Genomic DNA, 13,609 nt, shown 5'->3' with positions numbered 1-13,609 from the left:
CGGTGCCCGAGTCGGGCGCGCCGGGTTCTGTGCGGTAGAGGGGGCATGGCAACCGGAACCCGTGCCGCGATTTTTTCAGAAGAGATTCAAGAGTCAGTCTTCCTTGATCTTTAGAAGAACTTTGCCTCCACGTTGGACGTGCGCGATTGCTTCCTTGAATTGCGACATCGGATAGACGGCTGCGACCGGAACGTGCAACTTTCCTTCAGCAATAAGTCTGGCTGACTCCGAGAGGATTTCTGGCATCTTGGGCTCGTACTCGCGACGGTCCTCATAGAAGCCGTGCAGGGATATATTCCCAAAGATGAAGTCGAGCACGTTGAAGGTAACGTTGATGTCGCCGCTCATGACCGCATAGCTGACCAGCTTACCTTTCGGCGCGAGCAGCCTGCCAAGACGAGCGGTCGCCGCGCCACTGATTCCGCACAATGCAAGCTTTATCGTTGCGCTACCGGTCGCCTGCCGAACAGCCTCTGAGGCGTTCTCATCGTCGAGAACGACTACGTCTGCGCCATATGCCTTGAGTTCGTCCACTAGCTCGGCCCGGCGAACGAGATTGACCGTACGCAGTCCGCGCGACTTGGCGATTGCGATGACTGAGCGGCCAACAGCGGAATTCGCGGCGTTCTGCGCTAGCCAGTCGCCCGGTTGAAGCTCCGCGTATTCGCTCAAAAGCAACGCTGCGGAGGCGGGATTGATGCGCAGCATCGCAAGTTGTTGGACGTCTGCTTCGGGAGGAAGGGCGAACAGACCGTCAGCCGGGACGATCATCTTTTCCCGCCACGTCAGGCTGTAGAGGGGCGGTACGACGCGGTCACCGACCTTGACGTTCCCAACGCCGGCGCCCACCTGGAGCACGGTACCGACTCCTTCGTTGCCCACAACGCTAGGCAACTCGGGATGCACGGGGAACTGTCCTGCCAGCACCAGGAGGTCGTTTTGGTTGACAGGCACATATTCCACGGCAATTAGCACCTCACCATTGCCAGGCGCGGCCGGTTCGGGGAGTTCGACGACGCCCATGCCGTTGGCGATGTCACCGTACTTCGAAAGTTGAATTGCGCGCATCGCAGTCTCCACTGATAACTTCATGAACCGAAAAACCGTCGGGGTAGGAGAAGATGTAGATGTCTCCCTCTAACCTCTGACGGCACATTCCCGAGGGGGCGCGGACAGATCGAGCCGCAGCGCCTTCATTGCTGCGATCGCGACCGGGTTGCTGACGCTGGCTCCCATTTCAGGCGTATAAACACCATCCATGAGTGCGGCGTTTGATGTCGGTTGTGACACAACCGCCCCATCATCCGTCGGGAGCCGAAAGACGTCGCCGAGAGCTGCAGATGCGTAAGCTGAAGCACCGTGAAGCCGGAAACGGCCGTAATGTGAGCGTCTCTTCGTTCTCTGTCCCGCAATCGATGTGTGTATCCTATAGGACCAGGTAAGATGGATAAATGGAACGGGCGCAAAGACTCTGTTCGCCTTGTCCAAATAGTCGAACGGATCTGGAGTGCAAATGTACGCCTGATGCCTGCGGCAATTTATAGATCCTTTTGCCAGGGTAAACGCCATCATGAAGAGGCTTCCCGCGCGTGGCCCGTCAATCTACAATTTATCGAACGTTCATTAATAGTTTGATAACTGCAAAGGACGCACCGTGCCGATAACCAAACTTGCCCACTATTCAATACGCGCACTAGATCTTGAGCGATCAGGGCGTTTCTATGAACGCGTGCTCGGTTTCAGGGCGGGATACCGCCCCCCGTTCGACTTCCCGGGTCTATGGCTCTATAGAGGTGGCGATGAGGCCGATTACGGCATCGTCCACCTGATTGGCGTCGATCCGGACAACCATGACGGACTGACCGCCTATCTCGGCGACAAAGCCGTGGTTTCCACAGGAACTGGCGTAGTTGACCACATCGCTTTTCTCGCCACGGGTGTTGAAGAGATGCGAAGAACGCTCAAGTCCGAGGGCGTCAGTTGGCGTGACCGAACCGTACCAAGCCTTGGTCTGCATCAGGTTTTCATCGAAGACCCATCGGGCGTAACGATCGAGCTTAATTTCCCTGCCTCCGAAGTTGCCGGTCCAGACAATGCGCTCGTGTCTGCATCCGCACACGCAGGAGAGCAACCATGACGCAAATTGTCGCGCGGCCGGTTGCCATCGTCATCGGCGGTTCGCTCGGGGGGCTATTCGCGGCCAACATGCTCGTACGCAACGGCTGGGACGTCGACGTATTCGAACGGGTACCTGACGAACTAGCTGGCCGCGGAGCCGGCATCGTCACCCATCCGGAATTGTTCAAAGCGCTAGAAATCGCAGGTGTGAGTTTTGACGGTTCGATTGGGGTCGATGTGCAATCCCGGGTGACACTTGCTCACGACGGCGCTGTAGTGTCGGAACGCATGCTTCCGCAAACGCTTACCGCATGGAGCAAGATGTACCACGTGTTGCGCGCAGCGTTGCCGGACGCTTCCTATCATAGCGGGCTTGCGGTTTCTGCCGTCGAGGACGGCCCCAAACACGCAACCGTAACGCTAGATGACGGAACTGTCCGCCACGCCGACATTGTTGTCGCCGCCGATGGCTTTCGTTCGACTACTCGTGCGCGACTATTGCCCGAAGTAAAACTTGAATACGCAGGTTATGTAGCGTGGCGCGGATTAGTCGACGAACTCGCGCTTGCGCAAGCAACGAGGGATGCACTGTTTGGCAAGTTCGCTTTTTGTCTTCCGCCGCGCGAACAGATCTTGGGCTATCCCGTTGCGGGACAGGGGAATAGTACGCGAGAAGGCGAGCGACGCTATAACTTCGTTTGGTATCGGGCTACAAGTGAAGATTCGCAACTACCTGACCTGCTAACTGACGCGTCCGGCAAGCGCTGGGACGGCGGCATTCCACCGACGTTAATTCGCCCCGAGGTGCTCACCGATATGGAAGAAGCAGCCATGTCATTGCTCGCACCGCAGTTCGCAGAAGTTGTCCGGAAAGCGAAACAACCGCTCTTTCAGCCAATCTATGACCTCGAAGTACAGCAAATGGCGTTCGGACGCATCGCGCTACTGGGTGATGCCGCGTTTGTCGCCCGCCCACACTGCGGCATGGGCGTCACGAAAGCCAGCGGCGACGCCATGGCGCTAGTCGCGGCCTTAAGCAGGGAAACTGACGTTCGCCGTGCGCTTGCCGCGTACAGCGACGTTCGCACACCGATCGGCAAGGCCATTGTTCAGCATGCGCGGCATCTCGGAGCGTATATGCAGGCGCAACTCAGGAGCGACACTGAACGCCAAATGGCGGAACGTTACAGGACACCTGAGGCTGTCATGCGAGAAACGGCCGTACCAATACGATCATTTGCGGGGTAGGTGATATTCCTACCTATGTCGCTTGATTTCCCATATATCGAGTCTTAAATTATCGTTCGATAATAAATACCTTCGCGTGACGCCAAGGTATCGGAGACAATAAATGAACCAACCCGATCTGTTGAGCCATTATGCGAATTCCAAGCCCAACTCGAGGTACTTTTCTGCGTTCTCGGTGTTCTGTCTTGGCTTCGTACTGGACTACTTTGACCTGTACCTCGTCGGATTCCTTCTTGCCGTGTTGGGCCCCGAATGGCATTTAACCTATGGGCAGTCCGCTCTCGTGTTGTTGAGTGCTGGGGTTGGTGCAATACTGGGCTCGATTATCAGTGGCACTTTAGCCGACGTATTCGGCAGACGGCCTGTCCTGCTTGTTAGTACCTCAGTTTGCGGAATCGCAGCCGGTGCGGTCGCCCTTGTTCCCGATGGAGCTTGGATGATACTGGCTGCTCTGCGGTTTTTCGTAGGCTTCGCCATTGGGGGCATTGCGACTAGTGAAGCGGTTCTGCTGGTTGAGCATACCCCATCCAAGTTCAGCACTCGACTTACCGGATTTCCCTTCGTGGCGGCTTCGATCGGCCCGCTGGTTGCCTCAATCTCCGCCGCGACCCTGTTGCACTCTCTTGGATGGCGCGGTGTAGCGGCGCTCGGATTTGCGCCGCTATTGGTCACTCTGTCTGCATGGTACCTTGTTCCCGAATCGGCGGCGTGGCTCGTGAGCCGAGGGCGCATCGAGGAGGCGCGCAAAGTACTGCTTTATTTCCTGGGAACGAGTTCGAGCAAGTTACCGGTTTTCGCGAAAGAGAACCAATATGCGATTTCGAAGGCATCCACCGCGAAAATGAGCGACACGTTGGCTTTTCCTCAACGTATTGCGCTTGTCATAGTCACCTGGGCAGCCCTCAGCACTGTCACGTACGCGGTCTATCTTTGGGGGCCGACAATTGTTTCGTTGCTTCTCCACATTCCCGTCTCATCTGCCGCTCGATATTTTATCCTCGTGCCAGCTTTCGGGATTATCGGGCGCCTGTTGTTCAGCATTTTACCGATATGGTTGACGCGCCGTGCGATTTGTTCGATTTTTGGATTCGGTATGCTTATTACGCTCGGATGCGCTGCTATATGTGCGACCCGGTTTGTGTTCGGTTTTCCAGTATTTGTGATTATGGTCGCGCTCGGCGCACTATTCTTTGACGGTGGTTGGTGTGTGATCGTGCCATATACTGCAGAGATCTTTCCAACCCGCTTAGCCGCGCGCGCAATAGGCATGGGCCAAGCCGCCAATGGCGTGGGGAAGATCCTGGGCCCACTGTGTATTGCGGTCGCAGCCGGTTCAGGGAACCTGGTCTCGCCAGCTGCGACCATAGATGCAGTATTGCCCGCCTTCCTGTTCCTGAGCGTCTGCGGACTAGTCATCGGGTTATTCTTTGCCCTTCTCGCTCCAGCGGACGCATCGGAGCGCAGGGCCACTGCAATTGACCGCGAGAAGAACACAACTGCCGGAACGAATTCACTTGATGAAGGAATCGCACACTGAACTGCGCATCCGTACCGTCCCGTTAAAAAACCCTACAGACTCCCGAGGAGGAAATTCTAAATGAGCATGAGAAACGAAGAAGCCATCAACTTATCTGGAAAGAAAGAGGTTCGTCTTGGTATGATCATTGAATGGGATGTCCCTATTCGAATGGCCGATGGTGTTGTATTGCGGGCGGATATCTTCCGCCCTGCGAAAGACGGCCGTTTTCCCGTCCTGATGTCACTTGGACCATACGCGAAGATGCTGCACTTCGCCGATGGATACAGCACTGCATGGGAAAAGATGGTCGGTGAGCACCCCGATGTCGTTGCCGGATCGACGAATGCGTATCAGAGCTGGGAAGTAGCGGATCCCGAAAAATGGGTTCCCCATGGTTACGTCTGCATACGCGTCGACTGCCGCGGTGCCGGTAGATCGCCGGGTTACCTCGAAGTGTGGTCGCCGCAGGAGACTCAGGACTACGCTGCCTGCATCGACTGGGCCGGTGTCCAACCGTGGTCTAGTGGAAAGGTGGGCTTGAGCGGCATTTCCTACTATGGGGCGAATCAATGGCAGGTCGCTGCGAAGCGCCCAACCCATCTTGCCGCCATCTGTGTCTGGGAAGGTTTCAACGACTCCTATCGCGAGATGTTCTTTCACGGAGGCATCTACTGCACCTTTGGCCAGAATTGGTACGATATGCAGATCAAGTCGGTGCAAAATGGCAAAGGGACGAGAGGACATCGAAGCCGTTTCACCGGTGAGTGGGTTTCAGGCCCGGAGACGCTCACTGAAGAAGAGCTTGGCGCTAATCGTCTGGACCTGTGGAATGAGGTGCTACGCCACCCGCTCGTCGACGACTTTTACAATAGCCGTACGGCGCGATTGAGTGATATAGATGTGCCAGTACTATCAGCAGCCAATTGGGGTGGACAAGGGCTTCACCCACGGGGCAATTTCGAAGGATTTGTCAATTCTGGGTCAAAGAACAAATGGCTCGAAGTTCACGGAATCGAGCATTGGACGCACTACTATACGGACTACGGTATTGACATCCAAAGACGCTTCTTTGATCATTTTCTGAAAGGAGAAGATAACGGTTGGGATCGGGAACCGAAGGTGAGGCTACAGGTCCGGCATCCCGGTGAGCGATTCGAGGAACGTTTTGAAGAGGATTGGCCCATTCCCCGTACTCATTGGACACGTTTTCACATTGACCCGGTTACCCATTCGCTTAAGTCTGAACGCACCGAAGAAATCGCGTCCGTTTCCTTCGATGCTCTAGGGGATGGGATCACCTTCGTTACCCCACCACTCGACCAACCTACGGAACTCACCGGCCCGATCGCAGCGAAACTGCACGTATCTTCGACCACGAAGGATGCGGACCTTTTCCTGGTCCTTCGGGTCTTTTCTGCCGACTTCAGCGAAATTACCTTTATCGGCGCACTTGATCCGCATACTCCCGTAGCGCAAGGATGGCTGCGCGCTTCCCACCGAAAGCTGGATAAGGAAAAGACTCTCCCTTATAGACCCTATCACTCGCATGACGAGATTCAGCCCCTCACGCCCGGCGATGTGTACGAGCTTGATATCGAGATTTGGCCCACGTCGATCGTGGTCCCGAAGGGAGCCCGTATTGCCCTCAGCGTCAGGGGACGGGACTATGTCTACCCAGGCGGCAGTGGAGGGCGGCTGTCGAACATGAAGAACGAGTTCACCGGATGCGGACCATTTTTGCATGATGATCCGCGTGATCGTCCCGTTGAACTATTCGGTGGAAGAACAACCCTTCACTTTGGAGAAGGTCGAGAAAACTATATTCTTCTTCCGATCGTACCTCCAAAGGACGAGTGACCGACGTCCCGAACTGCCATTACTAAACGTCGTCACGATCCGGGTGGCCTTTCGTCGTACCGGCGTCTCCGTCATACTCCGACGAAGCGCCGCGTAGAGACGACACCCGGATCGACCCGGACGCTGAAGCCATCGCTTCGTGCGATGGCATTTTTTGAAGCTGGCCGGATTTCCCGATCGCAAAAAAATATTGACCGATACATATCGGGTACTTTGATCACCCTATAAGTTATCGATCGATCACGGATCTACGGGAAACGCCCATCCCGGTGACCTCGACAAGTCAAGGCAGTTCTACAGACCGGTTCTCGGCTTTCGGGAGGGACTCCGTCCTCCGTTCAATTTCACGGGCATCTGGCTGTACAGCGGCAGCGACGAATCCGAGTTAGCCGGTACTAACGTCACAGGCAACCCGGCCGTCAGTGGCGGCGCCTTTGTGGCGGAACACTTATTCAATTAGGAGGATAGAGATGACAAACGTTGCAACTTGTCCCGGCGGCCCGCAACCGGCAAGCCTGAGGCTGGGGCGACCGCCGATACTGGGCGACTGTCGTTTTCATCATCTCGTAAAGAGTCGCCGCAAGTTTTCGTAGACGTTGGCGGCAAGCATGACGGCGGCATATTTTGTTCGGTCACCGGTTGCTCGGTAGACGCGAACCCGGACCGCGCTCTGTTCGATAACCAGTTGGTCACGCGCGAGACGGGCGTGCAAGTGTCAGCTCAGGCAGGTCACTGAGACCGATCTCATAAGTAGGGCGAGTGCCAGCTTGACAGCATGGCACACGTTCATCCGATAAATCAATTCAATTCTTGGTAATTAGTATGTCTAATCAAGCTGATAAAAATGCAAAATTTGGGAAGAACGCGCGGGTTCTGGCATCCCTGGCTTCGATCGGACTCTCGTCGACGACGTTCGCTCAAAGCAGCGTGACGCTCTACGGAATCGTCGATCCTGATGTCGTGTTCGTAAGCAATGCCCAAACAGGCAAAGTGAGTGGGGCGCTCCATGGTGCCCGACAATACTCGATGCTGGACGGGGCGACGTCCGCGTACATCGGGAGCCGATTTGGGTTCAGGGGCGCCGAAGACCTGGGGGGAGGAACAACCGCAATCTTTACGCTGGAAAACGGCTTCAATGCGACAAACGGTGCGTTGGGGCAAGGCGGGTTGCTGTTTGGCCGGCAGGCGTTTGTCGGTCTGTCGAGCAAGAGCTTGGGTGCTATCACTGCTGGTCGACAGTATTCATCTGTCGTGGATTACCTTGGCCCTTTCACGTCCGTCAATCAATGGGGTGGCGCCATTACCGCACACCCGGACGATATCGACGACCTGGGTCTGACCGTGCGTCAAAACAATACGATCAAGATTGCATCGTCCAACTGGATGGGGTTTTCGGCTAACTTTATGTACGGTTTTGGCGGAGTGCCAGGAAGCATGTCGACGAATCAGGTGGTCTCGGCAGGCGCCGGATACACAGGGGGGCCTTTGCGGCTCGGCGTTGGATACCTGACTGCGTACGATCCGAATATCTCGATGTGGGGCGCTCAGCCTAACGCGGGTGGCGTAACGACAAACAATATCGGGTCGTTCGGATCTGCGACAACACCTGAGAGGAATCCCGTCATGGCCGGCTATGCCTCCGCGCATCGCGAGGAAGTTTTCGGGGCTGCGGCTTCTTACATGCTTGGTCGCGTGACTGTCGGGGCCGTGTATACGAACACGCGTTTCATTGGCTTGGGTTCCGAGTCGGGCCCGAATCCGCTCGGATATGTTGGAAGCGCCATGTTCAATACGGTCGAATTGAACACTTCCTGGCAAATCGCGCCGGCGCTTTCCGTCGCGGCGTCGTATTCGTACACCGCAATGCTCGGCCCCAATGCCATGAAAGCCCACTACAACCAGGCGAATGCCGGGGTGCATTACTACCTATCGAAACGGACAGACGTATATATGGTCGCCGCCTATCAGCGTGCGGCCGGCGTGGACTCGTTGGGGCAACCTGCTGTGGCCTCCATCAACGGGATGACCCCGTCCGCGTCGAAGCAACAGTTTGTCGATTCGATTGGTATAGCGCATCGGTTCTGAAAACAACCCAGTGTCCCGAGTTAGAAGTTCGCAGTTAGCCATTGCGATTGGCGGAGGGAGCTCGGCCTGCTTGGGACAACTTGTATCACACGCGCGTAAACAGGACGGTGGCATCAAATGAGACGAAGGAGAAGTCGTGAATAGCGCGAAAAACTCGTTGCGCGAGACGGTCGAGCACTGGCTCGCCGCGGATCCGGCGAACGGGCTTCGGATCACTGAGTTCAGAAACAGACGATCCAAGCACGAATGCTATGTATGCGCCGAGACGTTAACGGCGGCAGGTCCCGTTGCAATGTTCTTTTTTCGTCAACAGGACGGCGCGTGGCGCATATTCCCACCGAGTCGAGAACGGCCGGCAATGCGTGCCGCCTAAAAATCGACGAACTTTTTATTCACCGCACTGGGGAACATTGGCGCGTTGACTCGCCAAGGGTTTCATTTTGAAGGTGGACTCACAGGGTGGCGTTCTCCGATTGTTTCCCAGACCTCACCGCAGCCACATTGGAAACTCATGTAATAGAAGTGGCTTCCGTCATTTTTGGACGGATAGCCACCCAAGCCTTGCGGGAGACTTGCCGATCCGGATACTGTTCGCTTGATCGGCTTGTTTCCGTCAGAATAGATGATAGATGCCAATGCGGGTCGCGATCTGATGGCTGTTGCTCGATGCGTCGCCAGTAGCGCCGTCGAAGATAGCTGCATTCTTTGCTGCGCCCGCAACCTTTTGCCAGGCAGCCACCGCATAGACCGACGTACGCTTCGACAAAGAATATGACGTCGTCAAACCAATCTGGTGGTAGAGAGGTACTGTCTCGTTATAGCCAATATCGCCGTGCGTGTAATCATAGGAAATACCGGCGTACCACGATGGGGTAAAGTTGTACTTTGCCCACGCTTCGTAGTTTGCGAACTTGACAGTACCAGCGGTGCCGTTCGCGTTATCGAATTTTGTATTCGTATAGTTGAGACTGAGCGTTGCGGAACCTATCGTGTAGCTGGCACCTGCGCCGAACACCTGCTCATTGCTTGGATGTCCGACATAGCTGAATGGTCCACTTGTTCCGACGGCGGTGCCGGTCGTGTTTGCTACGTAGTTGCCATCCGTCAACAAGAGTGCTGGATTCTTCGCGTACAGATATGCTCCAGCGACATTTAATCCCGCAACCGAGTAACTTGCGCCAACACTCCACAAGCCTGTCGTCCCACGGCCAATCCTCGCAACTTAAGGAGAGCTACATGACGGCTTTGGAGGCGAATGCCTTGTGTGGCTTGGGTTGCAGCGGTCGAGGTCGGCTACGGTCGGGCATGAAGCGGATGACATTGTCAGCAATATGACGAAGCAGGCGAGTCAGATCATCGATGGCAGGCGCAATGCCATCGCACAGCCAGCGCGGCAGGCACTGCCGGATGTGGGCAAATGCGCGCGTACGGTTGATCTTGAGCAGCGCGTCGGTGGACGAACAGATCAAGGTGGGCGTGTGTTCGCTGATCTGTCCGTCGCGCTCACCGAGTGCTTCCAGGCACAGCAGCGCACTGAGATTGTCGCTGAGGACCTTCGCGGCGAGATCCTGCTGATGCGTCAGCCAGCTCAGTCCGGAGACGGCTTCAAGCGCCAATCGATGCTTGATCCGTTTGAACGCTTCCTCAATTCGCCACCTCTGGTGGTACAGGGCGGCGAAGTCCGCAGCGGGCCATGTTTGGGTATCGAGCAGACTGGTGGCCAGCACACGCACGCGGCCCTCGGGTGTCACGAGCCGGATGAGGCGCACCGTGACCGGCGCACGTTCAATCTCGTAGTCGCTCGCGTCCGGACGGTTTGGCGGTGGCAACGTCACGATCGCCTCGCCTGCACCGCTGCGCAGGAACGTTGTGACGGCAGCGCCGCCGATGCTGTCAATGCGCATGCAGAAGTGAATCGCGCGCATCTGGAGTGCGGCCATCAGCCAGGAGGCGGGATAACCGCGGTCCAGCACGAGCAGGTCATTCTTGCCCAGCAGATCGAGGTGCTCGAACAGCATCTGCCGCTCGCCGGTATCAGTACCGTACAGCGTCGCATGCAGCATCATCTCGACGCCAGGCAGGTACAGCGCGAAGACCTTGGCAAACTGGATCACGCGACGCGTGGCATCGCGCGTAGTCAGCCGCACATCGCTCGCGTCGGCGGCCACCACGCGCAGCCCGTGCCAGCGCGGCATGCCGATGTGCTGTTCGACGAGCGTAAGCAGATGCTGCGTCAGATCGGTGAACACGGTGTGCGGCAGGTTCTGCCGGGCTTTCGAAAGTGCCTGGGCGCTTGCGCCTCGCACCAGTTCGGCCTGGTTATGCAGCACCGCGAAGAAGCGGTCGAGCTCAGTCTGAACGCAGGCCCGGTTGCAGCCGAGAAACCAGCTGATCAGTATGGCGAAGTCCAGCTTGCGGCGCCGGCTGAAATGCTTCGGATCGGCAACATGACGCGTACGCAGTTCCGCCGAATGAAGGTAGCTGATGAACCCGCTCAGTATAGGGATAACCCGAGTTCATATCGTGAAATAGTGAGGATTACGACATTCCGAATCCTACCCGCTCAGCCCCGTGTTTACAAGCCTCTGCGGCTTAAGTTGATAGGTTTGGTCCCACGGCCCGGCGCGTTTGTATTAGTGAATGAGTAAAGTCCTCCAAATGTCAGGCCGCTGATATTCGGACTTGTATATTTGATAGAGTTGTCAACTCGAAACGAATTATCGGTATTGTCGATGTCACCAGCATGCACGATTGGCCCGCCGAAAACGCCTGGTGCGGTCAATGGCTGAAGGTAGTCTACGACAGAGTCGTATTGACGACCCAGCGTGACAGTACCGAACTGGTTGTCCGAAATGCCGGCGTATGCTTGTCGGCCAAAGAGGCGTCCCCCTTGACGCATTTGACCATTTTCAGCGCTGAAGCCAGATTCGAGTCTAAAAACAGTACTTAGGCCGCTGCCCAGATCTTCGGAGCCCTTAAGCCCCCATCGGCTACCGTAGACACCATCGTAGGTGCCGTCCTGAATATGCCAAAGTGAGTGCCCGCCGCTGTTGTTCGTGTAGTCGATACCCTGGTCGATTACACCATACAGCGTGACGGATGAGTCAGCAAAGGCACTTGATGCTAGCAACATGGAAAAAACGCCTGCGAGCAGCGCGTTTGACGGCAAATCCCGGTAAAGAGGGTTATTCATGTTGTGACGTTCCTGTATTATTTTAGGGTTTTGATTAATTTCCTTAAACTTGATACTCGCTGCCTAATGTAAAGCTGCGCTGGATCGCCTTCGATCCGGCGTTTTCGGTGCTGCGGGTAGATGAATTTAAGCACAAACTACTGTCATGCATCTAGAAAGGCAATGAGGCAAAGAATTTTTAAAGCTGTCACTGTCGGGTCGTGCTGCAGGTGATTTTAAAGAGCACTTTAAGAAAAGTCGGGTAGGGATTAAAACTCGCGCTCGGTTAATTCCGTTACAACACTTTAATCAGGGCGCATCATTGGATTGATACCGTTCAAGCGCTTTCTCCAGTATTTCTCGTCCGGCACTGGAGCCGTCCAGCAGGCGCAAGCTTCGATTATTTATCTTCCAGCCTTCTGAGGTTCGCACCAGAGACCAACGGTTCGCCCATACGCCGTGTATCCGGAACCCGTTTGTAACGCCATGGTTTGGAAGTTCGCGAGGTTCTCCATGCGAATCTGGCGTAATTATTTGGAGATAGGAGGTAACGTACGCTGTGTCACCTTCCAATTCGATAATAGGCAAGCCCGTGAAATGAATGAGACCGCTGGCGATAGCTTGCTGGTGCCCAGGCGTCTTGGTTATCGCCGCAACTGCCAGGTTTCCACGCGCCCCCTCCAATTCGTCTCCCAAATCAAACACGCCATCTGCTGTATAAACTTGTCGTGTGTAAAAATCCGCTCCGGTGTCAGCGCTGGGTGGATGGGATGCGATTAATCTGTAAATCTCAAGTTGATCCTCAATTGCTCGCAGTCGCTGCTCTAAATTTAGTTCTGTCACTTCTTTCTCCTGTTAATTAAAACCGGCGGCCGGCTATTTTTTGGCTAGCCCGCCGGGATATAGGGATCTGGTGTGTAAAAAACACTTTTTATGCTGGGTTCATAATTAATTCCGAAAACGCTTGAAGATGCTATCAAAAGTCAAGGCGAGAAGTATGATGATTCCCTTTAGGATATCTTGGTAAAATGGACTTACATCCAGAAGCACAAAGCCATTGGTTATTGTCGCTACAATCAAAAGCCCAATTGTCGTCTGAAAAATTGAACCCGCACCTCCTCCTAGTGACGTGCCACCGACAATTACTATTGTCATGACATCAAAAAGGAAATTTTGATCAACGCTCGACTGGGCGGAGCTGAGTTGGGATGCGGATAGAAAACCTGCCAGACCGCAGCAAAGACCAAGTCCTATGTACGTAACGACACTAATCCACTTAGTCGGAATTCCAGATAATCTCGAGGCTTCGGAGTTTCCGCCAACCGCGTATAGCATATGACCATAGACCGTCCGTTTCAGAATTAAGATCGCTACAAAGATCAGGCCCAGAAGAAGCATGCCGGAATAAGGAATGCCGTGGAAGCGACCCGAGCCGAGTATGCTAAAGTCGCTGGTTTGGACAATGAATGCAGCGTTCTTTGTAAGTACGAAAGATAAACCGTTCACCACGAAGGCGGATCCAACAGTCGCGATGAAGGGATTGATACCTATGCCTAAAATCAGGAGAGCATTTGCCAAACCGATGACACCACCCACCAAGATGGCACAAC

General features: G+C 55.2%; 11 protein-coding genes and 1 pseudogene. 6 read left to right on the top strand and 6 right to left on the bottom strand.

All coding sequences use genetic code 11. The features are described from left to right. Positions 1-93: 93 nt before the first annotated feature. Positions 94-1,068: a zinc-dependent alcohol dehydrogenase family protein gene (locus GNZ13_RS33340; protein WP_172172478.1), complete on the bottom strand. Its 975-nt coding sequence runs from the start codon at positions 1,066-1,068 to the stop codon at positions 94-96. 586 nt (positions 1,069-1,654) lie between these two features. Between GNZ13_RS33340 and GNZ13_RS33335 the strand changes: the two genes are divergently transcribed. From GNZ13_RS33335 to GNZ13_RS33310, 6 genes are all read left to right on the top strand, one after another. Then, positions 1,655-2,137 (top strand): VOC family protein, encoded by a 483-nt coding sequence (locus GNZ13_RS33335; protein ID WP_172172476.1) that lies wholly within the window; start codon positions 1,655-1,657, stop codon positions 2,135-2,137. Continuing rightward, on the top strand, positions 2,134-3,366 hold the full coding sequence (locus GNZ13_RS33330) for an FAD binding domain-containing protein (protein WP_172172474.1): 1,233 nt from the start codon (positions 2,134-2,136) through the stop codon (positions 3,364-3,366). The genes GNZ13_RS33335 and GNZ13_RS33330 overlap by 4 nt, the downstream gene beginning before the upstream one ends. 103 nt (positions 3,367-3,469) lie before the next feature. Beyond that, positions 3,470-4,903, top strand: a complete 1,434-nt coding sequence (locus tag GNZ13_RS33325; protein WP_172172472.1) for an MFS transporter — start codon at positions 3,470-3,472, stop codon at positions 4,901-4,903. 60 nt (positions 4,904-4,963) lie between these two features. Further along, the gene (locus GNZ13_RS33320; RefSeq protein ID WP_236002305.1) at positions 4,964-6,742 is read left to right on the top strand and encodes a CocE/NonD family hydrolase; all 1,779 of its coding nucleotides are present in this window, start codon (positions 4,964-4,966) and stop codon (positions 6,740-6,742) included. Positions 6,743-7,564: 822 nt separating this feature from the next. Then, positions 7,565-8,827 carry a porin gene (locus tag GNZ13_RS33315; RefSeq protein WP_172172470.1) on the top strand — a complete coding sequence of 421 codons (1,263 nt, stop codon included), beginning with the start codon at positions 7,565-7,567 and terminating at the stop codon, positions 8,825-8,827. Between the two features lie 136 nt (positions 8,828-8,963). Then, on the top strand, positions 8,964-9,200 hold the full coding sequence (locus GNZ13_RS33310) for a hypothetical protein (protein ID WP_172172468.1): 237 nt from the start codon (positions 8,964-8,966) through the stop codon (positions 9,198-9,200). A 240-nt stretch (positions 9,201-9,440) separates the two neighbouring features. Here GNZ13_RS33310 and GNZ13_RS33305 read toward each other — a convergent pair whose 3' ends face one another. The 5 genes and pseudogenes from GNZ13_RS33305 to GNZ13_RS33285 form a co-directional block, all read right to left on the bottom strand. Further along, positions 9,441-10,019 (bottom strand): porin, encoded by a 579-nt coding sequence (locus GNZ13_RS33305; protein ID WP_216675126.1) that lies wholly within the window; start codon positions 10,017-10,019, stop codon positions 9,441-9,443. Positions 10,020-10,059: 40 nt separating this feature from the next. Next, complete coding sequence (locus GNZ13_RS33300; protein ID WP_172172516.1) at positions 10,060-11,289, bottom strand: IS4 family transposase; 1,230 nt, start codon at positions 11,287-11,289, stop codon at positions 10,060-10,062. A gap of 146 nt (positions 11,290-11,435) precedes the next feature. Beyond that, positions 11,436-11,960, bottom strand: a pseudogene (locus GNZ13_RS33295) (porin); the annotation flags it as partial. Positions 11,961-12,308: 348 nt separating this feature from the next. After that, entirely contained in the window at positions 12,309-12,842 is a 534-nt protein-coding gene (locus GNZ13_RS33290; RefSeq protein ID WP_172172466.1) for a nuclear transport factor 2 family protein, read from the bottom strand. Positions 12,843-12,947: 105 nt separating this feature from the next. Continuing rightward, positions 12,948-13,609: ABC transporter permease (locus GNZ13_RS33285; protein ID WP_172172464.1), on the bottom strand; the 662-nt coding region annotated here is incomplete at its 5' end.

The sequence above is a fragment of the Paraburkholderia elongata genome, assembly GCF_013177735.1.
Classification (GTDB): Bacteria; Pseudomonadota; Gammaproteobacteria; order Burkholderiales; family Burkholderiaceae; genus Paraburkholderia; species Paraburkholderia elongata.
This window is presented reverse-complemented; position numbering and strand designations above follow the sequence as displayed.

What these genes read in the sequence shown, in the direction of transcription:
- GNZ13_RS33320 (WP_236002305.1), top strand. Translation starts at nt 4,964, where the DNA reads ATGAGCATGAGAAACGAAGAAGCCATCAACTTATCTGGAAAGAAAGAG.
- GNZ13_RS33330 (WP_172172474.1), top strand. Translation starts at nt 2,134, where the DNA reads ATGACGCAAATTGTCGCGCGGCCGGTTGCCATCGTCATCGGCGGTTCG.
- GNZ13_RS33325 (WP_172172472.1), top strand. Translation starts at nt 3,470, where the DNA reads ATGAACCAACCCGATCTGTTGAGCCATTATGCGAATTCCAAGCCCAAC.
- GNZ13_RS33315 (WP_172172470.1), top strand. Translation starts at nt 7,565, where the DNA reads ATGTCTAATCAAGCTGATAAAAATGCAAAATTTGGGAAGAACGCGCGG.
- GNZ13_RS33340 (WP_172172478.1), bottom strand. Translation starts at nt 1,068, where the DNA reads ATGCGCGCAATTCAACTTTCGAAGTACGGTGACATCGCCAACGGCATG.